Here is an 18,048-nt window from a genome sequence, read left to right as displayed (position 1 = left end):
CCTTGCGGATCTGGATGAACAAGCAGAGACAGGAGGAATCGGCCGGTAAGCGCTTCGCCGATGCATAAATTGAACCGATTCAAGTATGCTGAGCACATTTTCAAGGAGCAGTTATGATCACTCCAATAGACGCCGAAAACCTAGTGAAAGCCAGCCAGGGTGCTTCTCTTCTCGCTGATGACCTCCGTAGTCTCGCCCAGTCGGCAGACCCTTTTCTCGCTGAGCTTGCTGTTGAAATGCTCAGAGCGGCAACAGAACTTGAGCTGAAGCTGAAGCGACTCACCACTGCGGTATCAGCATGACTAGTCTTATGTCATTGGATCACGTTGACTCCGTACGCCGCGAGGTCGCCCCAAAAACTGATCGAAAGCTGAAATCAGCTCTTGGTCAATTCATGACCCCTTCGAGCGTGGCACGATTCATGGCTAACATGTTTCCGGTCAGCTCTGTTGATACTTGCCGGCTGCTCGATGCCGGGGCTGGGGTTGGTGCGCTATCGTGTGCTTTTCTGGATCGCTGGAAAGCTGGTGATCATTGCTTCCAGCAGGTGGAAGCTACTGCGTATGAGATCGACGACAGGCTGAGGGCTCACTTAACCGATCACTTGGCTGGGTACGCTGGAGTAACTCCAAACGTCATTGCTGGCGATTACATTGAGCTGACGGCCAAACCGGACTTTGACTCTCCCGGCTACACGCATGCGATACTCAATCCGCCGTACAAGAAGATCAATACCGGTTCAGCGCACCGACTGGCACTGCGGAGTGTTGGCATTGAGACAGTAAATCTGTACTCGGCATTTGTTGCGCTTGCGGTCGCTCAAATGGCGCCAGGCGGGCAGATTGTTGCGATCATCCCACGGAGCTTCTGCAATGGTCCTTATTACAAGCCATTCAGGGAGTTTGTGCTTAAGCGCGCAGCTATTCGCCACATCCACTTGTTCAACTCGCGCAGCACTGCTTTCAAAGATGATGAAGTGCTGCAAGAAAACATCATCATCAGCCTTGAGTGTGGCGGCGACCAAAAGGATGTGACCATTACGACATCGACTGATGACAGCTTCAGCGATATCGCCAGTCATGTTCATCCGTTCAACAGAATCGTTTTTGAGGCTGACCCCGAGCGATTCATTCACGTGCCGACCTCGGCGGAAGAGGGCGCTATTGAGCGCTCCAGTGTGGTGTGCTGCTCTCCTGAAGAGGTTGGAGTAAAAATCTCCACAGGCCCGGTTGTGGGCTTCAGAATGCGATCCCAGCTCCGGGAGATGCCAGAACCTGGCACTGTCCCACTGCTATATCCGAACCACTTCAGTAGCAATGGCCTAGGTATCGTCTGGCCGGGAGAAAGCCGCAAAAAACCCAGCGCGATTCTGCGGAACGACGAAACAGAAAAGTGGCTATATCCGAATGGTTTCTACTGCTTGGTTCGCCGGTTCTCGTCGAAGGAAGAGAAACGCCGCATTGTGGCAAGGGTGCTTGACCCTAACGAAATTGGCGACAGTCCAATGGTAGGGTTGGAGAACTATTTCAATGTCTTCCATGACAAGAAAAAAGGGCTTCAGAAAGAGCTTGCGTACGGCCTAGCTATCTATCTAAACAGCACAGCCGTTGATCAGCAGTTCCGTAGATTTAACGGACATACCCAGGTTAACGCAACCGATTTGAAACTGATGAAGTATCCTGATCGCGATACTCTAATTAACCTCGGTTCCTGGGCGCTACAGCAGAATGAGATTACTCAGGAAAGTATCGATATGAAAATGGAAGAAACTTTATGAGTTCCAGGGAAGAAATGATCGAACAGGCTTTGCAAGTTATTGTGTCACTGGGGCTGCCAAGAGCCCAGCACAACGAGCGATCAGCTTTATGTCTACTTGCCATTTTGGATCTGACACCAGGCAAGTCCTGGAAGCAAGCATCGAACCCGTTGATCGGGATCACTCCGATCATGGATTGGATTCGAGATCACTTTGACAAGGACTACGCCCCAAACACCCGAGAAACCATTCGCCGCCAAACGATGCATCAGTTCTGCGATGCTGGTCTTGCGTTGTACAACCCTGATTTGCCCACACGCCCAGTGAACAGTCCCAAGGCTGTCTATCAGGTTGAACCATCGGCGCTACAGCTTCTAAGAACGTTTGGTACTGCGGGATGGCACGATGCTCTAGCTGAGTACATGGTTGAGCGCGAAACCCTTGTAGCTAAGTATGCAAAAGAGAGGGAGCAGAACATGATCCCGGTCGAGATTGCTCCCGGCCAGAAAATCAATTTGAGCCCTGGTGAGCACAGTGAGCTGATCAGAGACATTATTGAAAGCTTTGCTCCTCGCTTCGCCCCTGGCAGCGTTCTCGTTTATGCCGGTGATACCGGTGATAAAATGGGCTACTTCGACGCTGCGCTACTTGCCAAGCTCGGGGTTGAGGTCGATTCGCACGGCAAGATGCCTGATGTGGTTCTGTACTTCATAGAGAAGAATTGGCTGTTACTTGTCGAGTCGGTAACCAGTCATGGGCCGGTTGATGGAAAACGACATGAAGAGCTGGCGAAGCTTTTCAAAGGCTCTACAGCAGGTTTGGTATACGTCACGGCCTTCCCAAATCGAGCAGTGATGGGGCGCTATCTCGGAGTTGTTGCGTGGGAAACAGAGGTTTGGGTAGCTGATGCCCCGACGCACCTAATCCACTTCAACGGTGTGCGGTTCCTGGGGCCGTACGAGTAGTAAGGAATTATTGGGAGCCCGGCAATTTGCCGGGCTTTTCATTTGGGTTGAGTGACTAAACTTAACCAAGGCTCAGGTTGGATGAGCTTAGCTACGTCGATATTGAAAATGCCGTGTTTTTCTCGGACCTGGTAATTATCGTGTACCCACTCGCCAGATCCATAAAAACGCGCCCCTTCCATGAAACTATCTCGATCTATCCCGCCCAGCAACCACATGCGACGCTGATTGAAGTCGTAAGTCATGAAGAAAAAGTGGTCTATAGGTTCCTCTGCGTGTCGGGCTGTGATCTGCGCGGTATAGCCCTCACGAGGTGGTTTCTTGCGCTTCACCGTCTTCACGCCGATACGAACATTTAACGGGCTTATAAAATCCGGCTGGCCGGCTGCGTTATCGAGTATCCATTCGAAACCTGGGATGCCTGCATGGCTAATCCAAGATTTAAATACCCATTCCCCGAGGTCTCCTACCCATCGTAAATCGGAATCGGCCTCGATAAAGATATTTTTGTACTGGAGATCGCGTCGGGCTCGGAGTTGTTTTGCCCGATTTTCCTGTTGCGGATCAATTCCGACGGAAATCCAACCTTGCGGGTGGAGCTGCGAATTGCTCATGACTTCAGCCTTTGGTTGGCTGCTCTCTATTTGTTATTTAATTATATAAGCAGTTCAAATGGATAAGAGCCTAGAGATTACTAGGCTCTCTGAATTCGGATTACTGCACCCAGGATTCCACAGCCTCAGCACCGTACTGCTCTTTCCAGGCTTTCAGCACCTTGTGGTTCCCACCCTTGGTCTCGACGCGCTCTCCGTTGTTCGGATTAATGTAAACCTTTACAGCGCGTTCTTTGCGCTGGCCAGCTGCTGCTGGAGCGCGATCTGGACGAGCATGTGGGTCCAAGATGAGCTTTATTTCACGCAGCGAGAAGCTGTACTCAGCGAGCAAGCCACGCAGCTTTTGCTCGAACTCAATCTCTTTCTTCAGCTCGTTATCGTTCTTCATCGCATCGAGCTGCTTCAGCTGCTCAGCGAGCTGTGCTTCAAGCGCTTTGAATTCTGCGAGTTTGCTCATTGTTTTGTCCCCAAATTTTTTAATGGTCGGTGGTGAATTCGAGTGAGTCGAAGGCTTTGATTTTCTTTTCTACGGCGGTGCGGCGGGATTGTAGCTGAGAGTCGCTTAAGTCGGCTTGTGTTGCTTTGAAATCGCTGAGCAAGCCGGTCTCTACCTTGATTTGCTCTTCGATAACCGCGAGATCCAGCTTGAGGGTAACGAGCTGCGGGCTGTTTTTGTTGTTGATCTGAATGCGGAGGCGGGTGGCTTTGTCACGCAGGCGTTTGACGTAGCGCTGCTGGAGCTGAAGTAGGTCGAGGTCGCTTTCGCCTTTAGCGATTTCAGATCTGCAATGGTCGATTATGCTGGTGAAGTATGCGTAGCGTTCTTCATATGACTTTTGCGGTCGGCCAGACTCTTTCTGCTCTCGTTCAGGATCGAGATCTCGGCGCTTGTAGATCGCAATGTGCATTTGCTTGTCCAGCGTGCCGAGCATGTCTTTGCCAGGTCGGCCAACCGCTGTCTTGCCGAATCTGGCGCGCAGGGTTTCGATGTGAGTCTGCTCTTCACCGGCTTCCGCTTCCATCTCGCGCAGCTTCTGAAGCTCGTCGTCTCGCTCGATCTCGATGCGAGCTAGCTCTAGTTCCTTGGGCATTTTGGGCTTGCCTGGAGCCAGCTTTTTTTCGGAATCGGGCAGCGCATTCCACACCTCTTCAGTCATGCCTAATGGCCGAAAGAGATTGAGCTTCTGGCGTACAGCCTTTGCTTCGTCGCTCTTGCCCTGGTGCTCGAATTTCGCGGCTTCACGGGCGAAAGACATGCGTTGCATGAATGTACTGAGGAGGAGATGACGCTGGAGTTCGTCTTCTTCTGTCGAGTAGCCGGAGAGGCCTTCGATCTCCTGCTCAAGCTCCATGGTGTTCTCATGCAAGCGGGCCACCAGCCGGCGCTGCTTTTCGAGCGGACTGAGAGCGGGGCGGCCTTGAGATTTTTTCCTTGACGGAGCGTCATCCATGTGAATTACCTTGACATTTTCTATATTTTCCGGCATAATATTTGGCCCTTTGGAAGGGAATGTCAAGGATGACAATGGAGCTGTCAGGCAGCTCTCCCTGACCTGTGATGGGGCTGGAATTGGATGCCAAGCTCGATGGATCGGGCTTTCCAGTATTCGCGGCCTTTATGGACGAAGGTTGCGAGATCACCGGCCTTGTAATGGATTGCATGGCCATCGGTAAGGAACGGCAGAACACCAAGGAACTGGCGCTTGGAGCGCCAAATTTGCAGTGATGCTTTAGAAATACTGAAAGCAAGGGCAGCTTCTGCTGTCGTGAGCTTTGCTTGTAGATCAAGATCAGGAAGAGGAGCTTCTTTGAAAAGAATTGGAATGCGTGGGTACTCATGCTCCAGACGGGCTTTCGGCTTGTCTTTGTACGCGATTACGTCGTCTCTCTTATAAAAGATCTTTCCGCCCTGTTTGATGTGCGGAATAGGCTTTCCATTCGATTTAACTGTTCGAAGATTTCTCAGCGTTCCTACTGCAAGCTGGAGCATTGCTGCCGCTTGTGATTCGCTAACGTATTCTGCTGTTCTTGTGTTTACTTGCTCTTTAACAATGCGCATTTTTATTATTCTTTTTGTACTTGTCCATAACACTATTATAGCATAAAAGTAGTGTGTTATTGTTATGGTTAAGTTCTTTATAAATATTTTGCATCGCTTTAACCAGCTGCGCTGAAAGGGGCCACTGATAGTGGTTATCTGGCAGAGAGGTCAGGACACAACCGCTGGCTAATTTAGCCAAAGGCTGTTTTTGTAAATGTGATTGTCGGTCTGACCAGAAGTTAAATTTTATATATAAATAAACACGACTTTTGGTCAGCTGGTCAATGCTATTGACAATTTAATTTTTTAAAAATATTTGCACTTTTTTGGATTTAACGTTTAAGAGTTAAAAAATGGTGTTATTATAAAAATGTGCAAATAAGCACGCGCTTGCAGAGCGTAATAATTATAAAGGTATTCAAATGAACATTCTTTACAAAAACACCAAGCTGGAGCATGAGGCTAATGATATAAAAACGAAATACGTTTTTGTCGCTAGTGAAGATTTTAGGCTTGAATACGAAGTAAAAAAGGCACGGCCAGAAAATTTAGAAAATGTTGTCAGGTTCTACAAAGAAGAAAATAAAACAGTAATCGTATGTGTTACTGCTGGAACGTATGCTGAGCGAGTTCAGATCGCGCAATCGGCTAAAGCTGGTGTTCTCTTTGTCAATGAGTCTGCTCCTGAAGAAAGCGTATGTCTCGCCAGTTTGTCTGGTTACTCTAGTTACGAACTGGAAAAATTCGCAGCAGAAATTGGCGCTCAGATCGATATCAAGCGCTTCGTAATGAGCGTTGCTCGTGAAGTCCCATTCTCTATAGAAAGAGAGCATGCTCAAAAAATCGTTGCCCAAGCAGCTGGTTACGACTCTGACTCAGCGCTAGAGCTTCTCGATAAAGTGTTGGATAACGACATCATCAACCTCCAGCGCCTGAAGCAAGTCACATCAAGTGACCAAATTATTACAAGCAGGCTGAGCGCTAACCGTCCAGGGCCAGAAGCTACAGCAGAGCTATTGGCATACGCAGATAAAATCTATGCAGAAGGCGGTATTCACGTCCTTGAAGCAGGCCTGGGATTTGGTAAAACCCAGCACGCTATCCGTCCAATCATTCTGAAAGCTAAGGCTGATGCTAAGAAAACAACTATTCTAACTCACAGGGTCGCGATTTCTAGTTCATTCGATGACATCTGCGACAACTACAGTGACACGAAGATAGTGGGTAATGAAGACAAGCTCGACAGCCTATCTCTCGTAGTTAATTCGGCTAACCAGCAGCGTTTTAAGCTGCATACCGAAACGAGCGATGTGTTGATTATTGACGAGGGGTCGCAGGTGATTGCACACATCCTGCAAAAAGGATTTAAAGGCGACCGCCGTGGCGTGTTCCACGAGCTGCTAAAGCTGATCAAAGGGGCGCGTCTTGTTCTAATTGCCGATGCTTTTATAAGTAATATATTAATGAAATTCGTTGCCTTGGCTGGAAAGAAAATTCATTTCACAAGGGGTTCTGTTGATAATTCAAGTAATGAAATTGCTCTCGCTGAAGTGCATACAGCTCAGCGCATGATCATTGATGATGTAGCGGCAGGCAAAAAGCTAATGATCGGGCTCGACAGCAGAAAAGAAGCCGAAGCCATGGATTCATACATCTCAAAGCAACAGAAGAAAGTGCTGCTGGTTACTCAGAAAACACGCAGTCGTTCGGCAGTGGAAGATTTCTTTAAAAATCCAAATGCTGAAATTAAAAAGTATGATGCCTTGGTTTACAGCCCGTCGATGCAATCATCAATCAGTATCGTAGAAAAGCATTTCGATACGCATTATTGTCTATTCTTCGGTGTCATCGGTATTGACGACGCTAAGCAATTCACTCGTCGCGACCGTACCAATAACAAGGTTGTTGTTGGCGTTTCTCGCCAGGTGCGCATTCAGCTCGACAAAGAAAGTCTGATCAATGAGCTTTTTGCCAGTGATGATCATCTGTTTGACAGTATTGCTTTGCCTTTTTACAAAAATGACGCGAAAGAAAAAAATAACTTCCGCACCAATCTTGCTCTGAGTCTGAACTTTGATGGTTATAAGGTAACCAGAATCGAGCCATCCGCTGCTGACGAAATTGCTTTCACGACGTTTCAGAGCGAAAAGCGCGCAGTAAAAGAATACGTCATTAAGTCAACCATAATGGCTGCAAAAGAAATCGTTAACACAGCAAATTTCGAAGCTTGCGTAGAAGAAACAAGCGAAGAGCAGAGATTCCATAACGATGCTCTTTCGGCTGCTGAAATGCTTGGAAAAAGCGTCGCAGACTTGAATGAGGATGATATTGCATTTTACAAAGAGGGAAGCGGCGCTGCAAAGTTTTTGAATGCTCGTTGCTGCTTGCTTAACAACTTGGATTTCCACATGTTTGCTGAGTATGCGGAAAATGAAAGAGGCAGAGATTACAGATCGCTTGCCGGTCGTAGAGCTTTCTATACCAGATTTATGGATGCTTTAGGGATGGACAATGGAGATGAAATTCTTACTGACATAGCAATGAAACAGGCTGCTGAATTAGCCGTAAGGAATAAGGACTCGCTGATCGGTTACGGAATTTTGACAAAGAACGCTAAATGCAAAACTGCAAACGAGATCAACGCGACCATCAACGCTGTGCTCAAGTCAGTAGGATTGTCGAAAGTCAGAATTAGAAACGAAGGCGCATGGGCGTACAAGCTGTCGAAACCCGCATTTCTACGCATTATTTCGTACATTGACAGACGGCGCTATAAAGAGCTGGTGAATGGAAAAAATCTTGTAAAAGCTTTTAACGATCTGCCAATACTGATAATTAACGAAAATGCGTTGAAAAGGTTGAAAGAAAAAGAGGAAGGAAGCACTATTATCAATAAATAGTATAAAATATATGATATAATAATGGTGTAAGGGTGGTAAAGAGCCCTTGCACTCTGCAAGCAACACTGTAACGCCCCGCCTGGTTTATTCCATTATTCTTGGTGGGGTATTTTATTTGTCACAAAATAACCCACACTTAATGATTATTCTATATATTATATTCGATGGGCTATTGTAGGGATAGTTCCAGGGAAAATATGCAATCGCCATCTTAAGCGAAGATGACTTGATGCTGGATGTTAATGACATGTCGATGACTGAAAAGGGAAAAAGAGGGGTTGTCGACGCTCGACAGCTAATCGACATGTTGCGCGGGCGCTAAGGAAACGTGGTGATCGAAACTGTCGGTTACTTCCCTGGCGGCTGCTGTCTGGCGCCTTTAGTTTTGGTGAAGCAGCCGGCGTGGCTCGCGGCGTTATTGAGGCTCTTGAATTAGATTTTGCAATGCAAAGGCGCATCAGTAGCGGCACGGAATCACAGGTGATGATGACTACCTAGTGATCCAAGCGGCCCGCGATGTCAATCCCGCAGCGAACGTGCTGACGGGCCGGAAAGAAAGGACGGAAGACGCTTCAAAATGTGCCGAAAAATGCGTTCTAGTTCCTCGGCAAATTCAACCTGATATCGGACCTCCAGGTCGATGTATATGTATGCACTGATTATGGCGTTGCGATCACCGTTGAAGAGCTGAATGCGCTATCTAGAGCCCGCCAGATGGGCGATCTGAGCAACGACGACTACCACAAGCAGCTGAAGCGCCGAGGTATCCTGCGCGCTGATATCGACATCTCAGCGAACGATGCTCGACTGCTGCAAAAAGTGCCGTTAGCCAGCTGATCGAGGCGTGGACCATGGTCCAAATAGGCCAGGTCAGCGTTCGTGGGAATAGGGCGGTGGCCAGGGAAATGTGGACCGTGGTCCACCGAGCCCTGCCGCTGCGGATGACCCGAGAACCAAAGCCACACCCATATCGACACCCATAAATACACCCATTTCCGGAAATCCTTGTGTCATGGACCGTGGTCTAAAAAAGCCAGGTCAGAGGGTTGGAGTACAACGCAGAGGCCAGGGAAATGTGGACCGTGGTCCTACTTCTACGGTACTCCCGGCTCCAGGATTTATTGTCATCAAAGAAACCCGCCCATCCAGCAACCAGACTGTGGGGGCGATAGGGTTGGGCTCAAAAATGGCTGTTGATGACAAACACCAACTCCGCTGAATGGGGCCGGGGGTGGGCTTATTGGTTCTTGACGTCTTCAATGAGAGGCCACGGGTCTGTTACCTCTGTGTCAAAGTCTTCAAGAGTAATTTTTCTAGGCTCGTATTTGAACGGCACTGAAGACGTGGTGCTCAGCAGCGTTCTGACTGCTGCTAGGTGCTCTTTGGGAATGAGCATCATCTCAGCATCGAGACCCTCAACGATCTTGTCGAGTGTCCTAAGGCTTGGATTACCTGACTTCTCAATCTTCTCGTATTGCTGACGCTTGATACCCGCAAGCAGCAACATTGCTGAAGTCTTGATGCCAAGTTTTTCTCTGCGTTCCTTTATCTCTCTAAGCAGTTTGGTTCTCATTGTTTACGTCTCAACAATATTGATGACATAAATATAGCACTTTCCCAAAGAATTTTAATAAAAAGGAAGGGTGGTCGTTTTTGGCGGAAACTTGGTAGTTCTAAATTTGCATAAATTGCATGTCGTCAATATAATAAAAGTATGAACTAATAAATTAATTTAAAGTTCTAATCTTACAAGGAAAGAGTGTTATGGGTAATATGTTTGATGGGTACTATGTGGATGTAGTTAGAGATGGAGATGCTGTAGATATTTCGATATATCTGCTTGTTGATTGTCGCGGGTATGAGAATCGTTACAAAGTTGGGAGGCTGCTGTACTGGGTCGTTGATGGATGTCTAGAAGAAACACAGAGTAGTTTTAGTTCAGAGCTAGATGACGACTATGTAACCAAACTTTGTCATGTCGCATATGATGTCTGGGAAAAGATAGAGAATGATTATAATCCAGAGGAAGTAGAAGTTGAGGGTGAGGATGAAGAAGAGTCATCGTCTGGTGTTGAATTGACTGAATACTACTATTCATATGGCAGACGAATTTACTCTAAGAAACCGAAACTCAGGAAAAAAGTTCTAGATAAGATAGTTGAAGAAAATGCAGAGTGTAGCTTCTAAAATATAAAATAAATCTAGGTAATACGATGTTTATAGTTTTATTTGTGGTATAATAAGTTTATCTGGTAGGGGTAAAGGCTCATGGATGAGCCAATCGTCACGGATGATAAATTTGTAATCATGGGGGATTAACAATGATTGCAAGGAAGCAACACATAGGGGAGTGGATGCAAGGGCGGACTCAATCCAAACCTCATTACTTTAAGCCAACGGCTGACTCCGGCAGGTAAGGGAGCGGTGGTCAGGGAGGACAGCGTACGAAGACGACTAAAGAATGGCAATCGATGCTTGCTACTGCGAATGCTGAAGAGCAGAAGAAGTTGTTGGCAGCGATAGCTTCTAGTGAGTTGGAGATCACTCAATGATCGCAAAACTGCCAAAAGAACTTAAAGAAAAGATGAGTGATCCTGACTTTAAGAGAAATCAGGATAAGCTGCGGCTCAAACTTGAAGGGCAGCACATTAAACAATTCGGTAGAAATGTAAAATAACTAGCTGGCGGGTGTTCTCTCCCACCAATATTTTCAAGAGCTTGGGGCGCAAAGTGCAAAGAGGAAAGTAAGCTAAATCTTAGGTAAAGGAGTCAAAAATAATTACTATTGTAATTTATTAAGCTTGGCTTACACATGCACCGAGGTTGATCCTGCCGAACTAGCCGAGTCAGTCAAGGAGGCCGACAATGGTAATGACAAGCCTTGATTGGCATGGTGAGTCTCTCCAGACCGTGCGGCCCAACCGCGCCATAACCGCTGGCCCCATTCAGCTGCAAGCTGGTGTTTCTTTGTCGCCAACACAGCTGCTCCGGCCCGTCGCTGTGTATCTCTTATGCAAGTCTCTCATTCACGTTCGATTCTCCCGCGAAGGCGATGCAGCTGACTCTTGGTCTGCGCTCATCGATGCCCTTGCCGGCGCGGTGCTGGTCTGCGTTGCCGGTGAAAGGATTTCGGTGATGCTGATTGAGTCCATCAAGTTGTACTCTCCGAGTTGCTTTCGTCACAAAGGTTAGCAAGCAAGCTGGAAGCCAAGGGAGACGGGCGATTGGTTCGGTTTCCCCCAGAACCAAAAGCACACCCATTTACACCCATTTTTGGGGGGCTGCTTGGGTTGTGGACCATGGTCCACTTTCACCAGGTCACTGCGGCCGGGCCGTGGGAGAGGGGTTGGTCTATTTCGCCCATGGTCAAACTTCATCCGGCTCCGGGTTAGTTGTCATCAAAGAAACGCACCAATCCCCTGGGCGGTGCAGTGTGGCGATTGATTTGTACTCAAAAAGAAGGGTTGATAACAAACCCACACCAGCTCCGCTGAAGAGATCCAGTGGGTGTTTACTAGTCATCGTCACCTTCGATGAGCGCCCAGGGGTCAGCAACTCAATTGTCACAGTCGTCTAATGAAAGTTTATGGGCTCGTATTTGGCTGCTATGGTTTGTAACCGCCAGCATAGCCTCGATCTGGATCACCGTAACAGTTGATAAGAAACGAAGCGGCCCAATCCATCCATGTTTTTATTTGCTTAGTGCTTCCGCCTAGCACTCCAACTTTCATTCTCCTAGATTTTGAATCATAAATCTCATAGATAACAGATTTACCAAGAATTGCGGAAGCTTCGGAAAATTCTTTGAGTTTTATTCCTCGGGCGTCGATGAATTGTTCATTGTTGATTTCCAAGGTTGGTTGCTTGTGCAAGACAGATAGAGCTTTTTCAACTTCTTGCTCAATCGTTTCTATGGGTATTCGTTGAAAATCGGACCTTGTTTTGGCTCTCCATTTTCTCAAATCGGCTGGATTAACGCCCGGGCATTTACCTTTGTAGGCATGGCTTAGGCAGTGGTCCGCAGCTGCCACAATACTGAGTTCGTTAGTCTGTGGGTGACCAATTAGTTTGCAAACCTGACCGATACTGCTGCCTAGCCAATACTGCTCCGGTGGAAACCCAAAGCCTGGATCTCCCTGTTGATGGTGATCAACTATGACGTCGTGTAGGTTGAAATTATTCGAGCGGCATTCAACCCACACAGGTATCAAATCTTGATATTTTTTGAAGTTAATAGGATCTGCTACGTAAGCATTTCCAGCGTGAACGCGTCTTCCGTTTGAAAGGGCATAAGTGACTTCAAAATCATAAGATCGGCAAAGCCTTTCAATTGTAGCCATCTCTGGATCACTTGCGCCAAGTATAAATATGTAGCTCATAAGAATCTCCGTTGGTTAACGGAAACTTATGCTGATATTCGTTTTTAAGTTTTGCAAGTCTTTTTTGTGGGTTCTATCAGTTTATTCGGTTGCCTTTTCAGTAGGCAGGGGAGGTAGTTTTGCAGATTAAGTGTGGTAGTGAGTCTGTGATTGGTCTTGCAGAGGGGCTTTGCTTGGCGAGCCCTGGATTAACTAATGGTGATACCTAGTTTCGAGATAATTATTTGGACTTGAAGGGGGAGAGCCACTCCTTGAGTAGGTTCGACAGAGAGACCACTCCAGCCCCACGTGGCAAGAAAGCTGAAATAGCTCCGACTTCGTTCGTTCGAATGAACTCGGGATCACCAAGATTCTCTACTTCGCTTTCTCCTGGTAAAAGCAGAATGCAGCGATTGGGGTGTATGACGGTCTGACCACTTCGAAGACGAAGACTGTCATGGTATAGGTGAGCCGACTCCATTGCTTCCAGGATATTGCTCCTGCCGCTACGCCATTTAGCGTCGAGTATGAGTGAACGGCAGCAGGACTCGTTGTGCTCCACGATGACGATGTCAGGAACACGTTCGCGGGAGATACTCCAGCCACGCTTATTCGCGTGAGGAGCGGCAGCAGGAAACTTGGCCTGAAAAAGCACTTCCACCGCATGTCCGCTGCTAGTCTGAGCATGAAACGCGAGCTGTGCACCCACGACTTTTGATCTGATCGGTTCCAACTTGATGTTCAGCAGCTGCTCTAGGCAGACCATGACCTGGAGGAAACACCAGGTTTCGTAGATCCCCCATGAGGGGCTTACATGCAGCTGATCGAGTGATTGTTCACCCTCGATAGCTGAAGCCATTGCTGCACACCCGATTCGATAGGCCCGGTTGTACGCAGGGTGGGCTGCTATCTGAGTGAGGCCAGACGATCCGGTGAGGCCGGCTCTCACGGCGGTGAAAGGGTGGCGCTGGATCAGCTGGGTGACTTTTGTCTCCAAGTGGTCGAGCATTGCGAGTCGTCGAACGAGGCGTTTACGCTGTTCTTCCTGATCATTTCCGATCTGAAGAAGGGTGACTCGTCCCCGGATGGCCGTTACAGTTGCTCGAAATCGTTTCAGCAGGCAAAGCAGTACACGGTTAGCGGGTGTATCAACGGTGGGAGCCGAGGTCCACGCATGGACCTGAAAGGTGTCGAGTAACTCGACCGCTAACGAGTTGCTGTTGAGTAGAGCCGACAGCTGGCGTTCGCGCAGTGCAGTGGGGTGCAAGCGTCGGGCGCGTGCTAGAGGCAGCATCTGACGGTCGGCCGACAGTTTCTGATGCGGAGAGCGGATGAGGTCGGCCACGGTGGCCAAGAAAAGGTTGCCATATTGTCGAAGCCGGGCAAGCAGCACGTGGTCAGAGTGAAGGCTGGGACGGCCTGCGTTGCCAAAGGCCAAGGTGGCAGCTGACATGCCACCTAAGAGTGTTTGGTCGAAGGTACGAATCTCCGCAATCATCTCGGCGAATTTAGCGGTATCCGCCTTATTCGCCTTTGGGCTGACCTCTAAGCAATAGCTTGCTTGCGCGCCCGAGACATCGAGCACGTCAACACGCACCTGGCCGGCATAGAAACATGGGCGCCATTGGAACCAACCGGATGCCGCCAGAAGTTCAACATCATCGACGAACATCTGCTTTGTGGTTGGTGCTGGGCGGATGTCATAGTCAGTGTCTTCGTAGAAGCCGGTCGCCACCTCGCCAGCCGCGACCGCGATCCACTCCGCACTGTCCTCAACGCCTCGGCGGCGAACAGAAATCATGGCTTACCGCCAGAATCGCGCAGAGCCAGTCGCCACTAGGTCCTCTTGCATGCTCTTGACCTTCTGTTCGCAACGTTCCAGTCCGTGCTTGACCAGCACGGTGTGCACGGCATCCAGCGCGTGCTGAAAACGCTGGGAGGTTTCACCACGTAACTTGGGAAGAACTTTGGCATACACGACTTGGTCGAGTGCATTCAGATCGACTTGAGCGCTCGCATTTTGGAAGGCGAGATAGCTGAGCACGTCATCAATGGTCCTCCAGCCGAAATGCAAGCGTACGGGTTCCAACGCCTTAACCAGTTGTGAAAGCAGATCTTTCGCCGTTTGCTTTAGATCATCTGGGAGTGCGGTGGTTGCCCAGCCGGGGAAAGCGCCCACATCGATGTCCCAGAACTCCAGGGTGTAGGCCCGATCCAGGACCTTGTCAGAGAGGCCGTGAGTGGTTTCGTCCATGTTGAGGGTGCCGATGATCGCTAGGTTGGTGGGATAGCGGACCCGCATAGGTACGGGTGTGATGTCCTCACCTAACTGATGAAGGTCAATCCAGCCATTGGTTTCCATAGCCGACAGCACCGGTGCCAAGTACTGTTCCGGGTGCGACAGATTCATTTCGTCCAGGATGGCTACATATGGAGTTTCCGGATCTTCCGACGCCTGGATTAGCAGCTCAAGGAAGGGGGCACTCCGGTAATTGGCCTCCTGAAGCGGATTGACGTAGCCCAGTAATGGACTGGGGTCGTACCAGCCGGGCTGGACGGGAATGATGCGTATGTATGGCGATTCGTCGTGGGACGTGCCGTGGAGTGCATGCGCATAGTTCAACGCCAGTTGAGTTTTGCCAGAGCCAGAAATGCCGGTGAGTACGGCAAAGTGGCGGACCGGATGAAACCACAGTCCGGCATGTAGCTGGCTGACTAATGCAGGATCTAAGGACAGGCGATTACCTGACAGCGCCTGAAGGCGTATGTTGAGTTCGTTGGGGGTAGGTAGTTTTATCCCGCCCCCTGTCTCGACCTGTAGCTCCGCCACGGTTTGTGGGGGCTTAGGAAGGGACTCCAGCGGCCAGGTGACCAGTTCCGCCCAGCGCAGGCCTCGCTTAGATAGGTGCAGACGCTTATCGATACCTGACTCGATGACGCCCAGGTGATTTAGCCAGCCGATTAACGAGGAGGGCGCGAAACTTGTGGTCCAGCCCGGGTTGACGTCTTGCAGAAGCGCGATCAGTTCGGCTTTGGTAAGTGCGGAGATTCCTAAGGCTTTAACGACATGGTCGGTGCCCAAGATTCGGGTTAGGAGCTGGTCAGCCAGCTCATCGGGATCTTGGGTGTCCAGCAGATTAGTGCCGCGCGCGGACAGCCGGTAGGTATCCCCCTCGCGCCTGCATAAGTCGAAGTCGCGAGCGACCACGTTGATCATAGTGCCCACGCTGTTGGCAGCTAAATTCGGATTGTTTTGCTTCAGTAAGTCAGTGAACTCGTCGCGGCTCACGCCTTCATTCAGCTCGGGAAGCAATCCAAGCAGGGTCTGGAAGCCGCCGCCCAAGGAGGTCAAGCCTTTGCGGCGCAGACTGGCTGGAAAGGGTTTAAGGCCTAGCTCGGTTTCGTTCAGCGGTTCTGGGCTCTCCGGGGCGCTGTCGCTGTTGAGACGTTCGTACAGCAGCCAGGACAAGCAGATGCGTCGGGCTTGAGCTGTCGTGTCGTTCAGTGGCACAGGCTCTAGAACTGCATCGATGCGGGTACGAATGGAGCGGTGCATTTGCACTGGGTGGTCATGCCGGTTGCCACCCAATTCCACATGCAATTCTTTGAGCATGCCGACATTAGCGATCGTAGTGAAATGCGCCGGGTAAAGGGCACAGAGTACGCGGTTGAGCTTAAGGCGAGGAACACGATCACACAGCTGGCTGAGGCGACGTTGTAGCTCGTTGTAAAGCTCGATAAGGTGCGCCTCGGCCTCGGCGAGATCTTTCGGCAGCTGGGAGGAAACTGCGGTGGCAAACCAGTCCACGAAGGTCGAATCCGTCAGCGCTGGTTCTATCTTCACGTGACCGCTTCCGGCGGAGGCCACCGGGTTTTGATTCCACAGCCGGAGGAGAAACGAATATTCATGTATGCGGGAGGAAATCCCGCGCTGCACCTCGGCAAAAAACTGTTCCAGCTTGAGCGCCCAGGCTTCGACACTCTTCGATTTCAATGGTCCTGTCAGTAGGGCGTCCAGGTGCGCCTTCAAGGCGGCGTCACTTCCAACTTTTAGGCTCACAATATCCTCGGAATCGTCTGGCAAAATGGCATCGCGGAAGCATCCTAGGCTTCGGCTGGGCATACGACTAGTGGTTTTCGTTCTGAGCGGTTGAATCTTGGGAGTATTCCCGCCAGCTCTCAAGTGAAATGAGAGCTTGACAATTGATAATATATGATATAATATACAATTTAATCGGTGAGCAAGGATGAGACACTGGTCGTGAGGGTAAAAATACCTTCACAAACTGCCGAATAGGCAGTTGTTGCTGAAGGTGGCGTTCACTGCCGAATAGGCAGTTGTTGCTGAAGGTGGCGTTCACTGCCGAATAGGCAGTTGTTGCTGAAGGTGGCGTTCACTGCCGAATAGGCAGTTGTTGCTGAAGGTGGCGTTCACTGCCGAATAGGCAGTTGTTGCTGAAGGTGGCGTTCACTGCCGAATAGGCAGTTGTTGCTGAAGGTGGCGTTCACTGCCGAATAGGCAGTTGTTGCTGAAGGTGGCGTTCACTGCCGAATAGGCAGTTGCTGCTGAAGGTGGCGTTCACTGCCGAATAGGCAGTTGCTGCTGAAGGTAGCGTTCACTGCCGAATAGGCAGTTGCTGCTGAAGGTAGCGTTCACTGCCGGTTAGGGCAGGAGGGGGTGCATCCAGGATGGTTGTGCCCCTTTTTTATTTGCTAGAAAAAAGTGACTTGCTTCCAAACCTACCATAACAAAGCATTTCAATAAGCTGTGCGTTCTTTAGTTTGCTACCGGCATATTGTAAGGCCTTCTCAATGTTCCCTGCTGGATTCTGATTGAGTGATTTAATAGCATTGAGAGGCTTGTGTTGAGTTTCGAGATATTGCTCTAATTGTGCTCTAGATAAAAGTGATGAGAGATATGAAGTAGCCACACTACCAGCATTAATGTACGGTGGGCTGGCAGTGTGTCTTCCGTTATAAATATAAGACCAATATGTTTTGTCATCGAGATGGCTCTTTATAAGCTGTCCGAGCCGAGCAGTAGTAAAACGAACTGCTAGATTATTTGAGAAATAAGAAATTATTCCTCCTCTTAGTTCTCCGTCAAAAAAAGTTGGTCGACCATGGGAAAAAAAGACAGGGATTCCAGTGGTTTCTTGTAAATCGTGGGCTTTTTCTATTTCTATGGAGGTCGGATGAGGACCTTTTACTTCAAGATATAGATTTGCGTTAGGCAAATAGAAGTCGGGCTTATAAATACCGTGCCTTGTTAAAACCTGCTTTGGTTCATAAAGCCAGGCAATACCTAAAGCGTCAAGCATCGCAGCCCAGCGAGTCTCGGAGTAGGAGCGCATGTGATAGCTATTGTGATGAAATACAGTACGCCATTCATTCATAGAGTTATCTCAAGGATT

General features: G+C 49.2%; 15 protein-coding genes. 6 read left to right on the top strand and 9 right to left on the bottom strand.

Annotated features, from left to right (window positions below):
• The first annotated feature begins 113 nt into the window (after window positions 1–113).
• The 3 genes from EPK82_RS21955 to EPK82_RS21945 all read left to right on the top strand — a co-directional run bounded on the left by EPK82_RS21955 (window position 114) and on the right by EPK82_RS21945 (window position 2,721).
• Window positions 114–302, top strand: a complete 189-nt coding sequence (locus tag EPK82_RS21955) for a hypothetical protein (protein WP_134678035.1) — start codon at window positions 114–116, stop codon at window positions 300–302.
• 119 nt (window positions 303–421) lie between these two features.
• Window positions 422–1,777, top strand: a complete 1,356-nt coding sequence (locus EPK82_RS21950) for an Eco57I restriction-modification methylase domain-containing protein (protein WP_244230079.1) — start codon at window positions 422–424, stop codon at window positions 1,775–1,777.
• The gene (locus tag EPK82_RS21945; protein ID WP_134678034.1) at window positions 1,774–2,721 is read left to right on the top strand and encodes a BsuBI/PstI family type II restriction endonuclease; all 948 of its coding nucleotides are present in this window, start codon (window positions 1,774–1,776) and stop codon (window positions 2,719–2,721) included. Before EPK82_RS21950 ends, EPK82_RS21945 begins: the two co-directional genes overlap by 4 nt.
• A gap of 38 nt (window positions 2,722–2,759) precedes the next feature.
• Here the strand turns inward: EPK82_RS21945 and EPK82_RS21940 are convergent, their stop codons facing one another.
• From EPK82_RS21940 to EPK82_RS21925, 4 genes are all read right to left on the bottom strand, one after another.
• Window positions 2,760–3,335 carry a hypothetical protein gene (locus tag EPK82_RS21940; protein WP_134678033.1) on the bottom strand — a complete coding sequence of 192 codons (576 nt, stop codon included), beginning with the start codon at window positions 3,333–3,335 and terminating at the stop codon, window positions 2,760–2,762.
• A 100-nt stretch (window positions 3,336–3,435) separates the two neighbouring features.
• Window positions 3,436–3,792: a histone-like nucleoid-structuring protein, MvaT/MvaU family gene (locus tag EPK82_RS21935; RefSeq protein ID WP_134678032.1), complete on the bottom strand. Its 357-nt coding sequence runs from the start codon at window positions 3,790–3,792 to the stop codon at window positions 3,436–3,438.
• A gap of 19 nt (window positions 3,793–3,811) precedes the next feature.
• Window positions 3,812–4,786: a hypothetical protein gene (locus EPK82_RS21930; protein ID WP_134678031.1), complete on the bottom strand. Its 975-nt coding sequence runs from the start codon at window positions 4,784–4,786 to the stop codon at window positions 3,812–3,814.
• A gap of 83 nt (window positions 4,787–4,869) precedes the next feature.
• Complete coding sequence (locus tag EPK82_RS21925) at window positions 4,870–5,394, bottom strand: helix-turn-helix domain-containing protein (protein WP_134678030.1); 525 nt, start codon at window positions 5,392–5,394, stop codon at window positions 4,870–4,872.
• Window positions 5,395–5,798: 404 nt separating this feature from the next.
• On the opposite strand from EPK82_RS21925, the gene EPK82_RS21920 reads away from it, so the two are divergent.
• Window positions 5,799–8,276: a hypothetical protein gene (locus EPK82_RS21920; protein WP_134678029.1), complete on the top strand. Its 2,478-nt coding sequence runs from the start codon at window positions 5,799–5,801 to the stop codon at window positions 8,274–8,276.
• Window positions 8,277–8,990: 714 nt separating this feature from the next.
• Entirely contained in the window at window positions 8,991–9,113 is a 123-nt protein-coding gene (locus EPK82_RS25150) for a hypothetical protein (RefSeq protein WP_279635005.1), read from the top strand.
• A 400-nt stretch (window positions 9,114–9,513) separates the two neighbouring features.
• Here the strand turns inward: EPK82_RS25150 and EPK82_RS21915 are convergent, their stop codons facing one another.
• Window positions 9,514–9,849: a helix-turn-helix transcriptional regulator gene (locus EPK82_RS21915; RefSeq protein ID WP_134678028.1), complete on the bottom strand. Its 336-nt coding sequence runs from the start codon at window positions 9,847–9,849 to the stop codon at window positions 9,514–9,516.
• 191 nt (window positions 9,850–10,040) lie between these two features.
• Between EPK82_RS21915 and EPK82_RS21910 the strand changes: the two genes are divergently transcribed.
• Window positions 10,041–10,463, top strand: coding sequence for a hypothetical protein (locus EPK82_RS21910; protein WP_134678027.1), 423 nt, complete (start codon window positions 10,041–10,043; stop codon window positions 10,461–10,463).
• A 1,418-nt stretch (window positions 10,464–11,881) separates the two neighbouring features.
• On the opposite strand, the gene EPK82_RS21905 is transcribed toward EPK82_RS21910, so the two are convergent.
• The 4 genes from EPK82_RS21905 to EPK82_RS21890 form a co-directional block, all read right to left on the bottom strand.
• Complete coding sequence (locus tag EPK82_RS21905) at window positions 11,882–12,655, bottom strand: hypothetical protein (RefSeq protein WP_134678026.1); 774 nt, start codon at window positions 12,653–12,655, stop codon at window positions 11,882–11,884.
• Between the two features lie 220 nt (window positions 12,656–12,875).
• Window positions 12,876–14,435 (bottom strand): DUF2357 domain-containing protein, encoded by a 1,560-nt coding sequence (locus EPK82_RS21900; RefSeq protein ID WP_134678025.1) that lies wholly within the window; start codon window positions 14,433–14,435, stop codon window positions 12,876–12,878.
• 3 nt (window positions 14,436–14,438) lie between these two features.
• Window positions 14,439–16,664, bottom strand: a complete 2,226-nt coding sequence (locus tag EPK82_RS21895) for an McrB family protein (RefSeq protein ID WP_134678024.1) — start codon at window positions 16,662–16,664, stop codon at window positions 14,439–14,441.
• 676 nt (window positions 16,665–17,340) lie between these two features.
• Window positions 17,341–18,030 (bottom strand): PDDEXK family nuclease, encoded by a 690-nt coding sequence (locus EPK82_RS21890; RefSeq protein WP_134678023.1) that lies wholly within the window; start codon window positions 18,028–18,030, stop codon window positions 17,341–17,343.
• Window positions 18,031–18,048: the final 18 nt, after the last annotated feature.

Origin of the sequence: Ectopseudomonas khazarica, from assembly GCF_004521985.1 — a bacterium.
Lineage (GTDB): Bacteria > Pseudomonadota > Gammaproteobacteria > Pseudomonadales > Pseudomonadaceae > Aquipseudomonas > Aquipseudomonas khazarica.
Note: the sequence above shows the minus strand (reverse complement) of the source record. Positions and strands in the feature narration are given on the sequence as shown.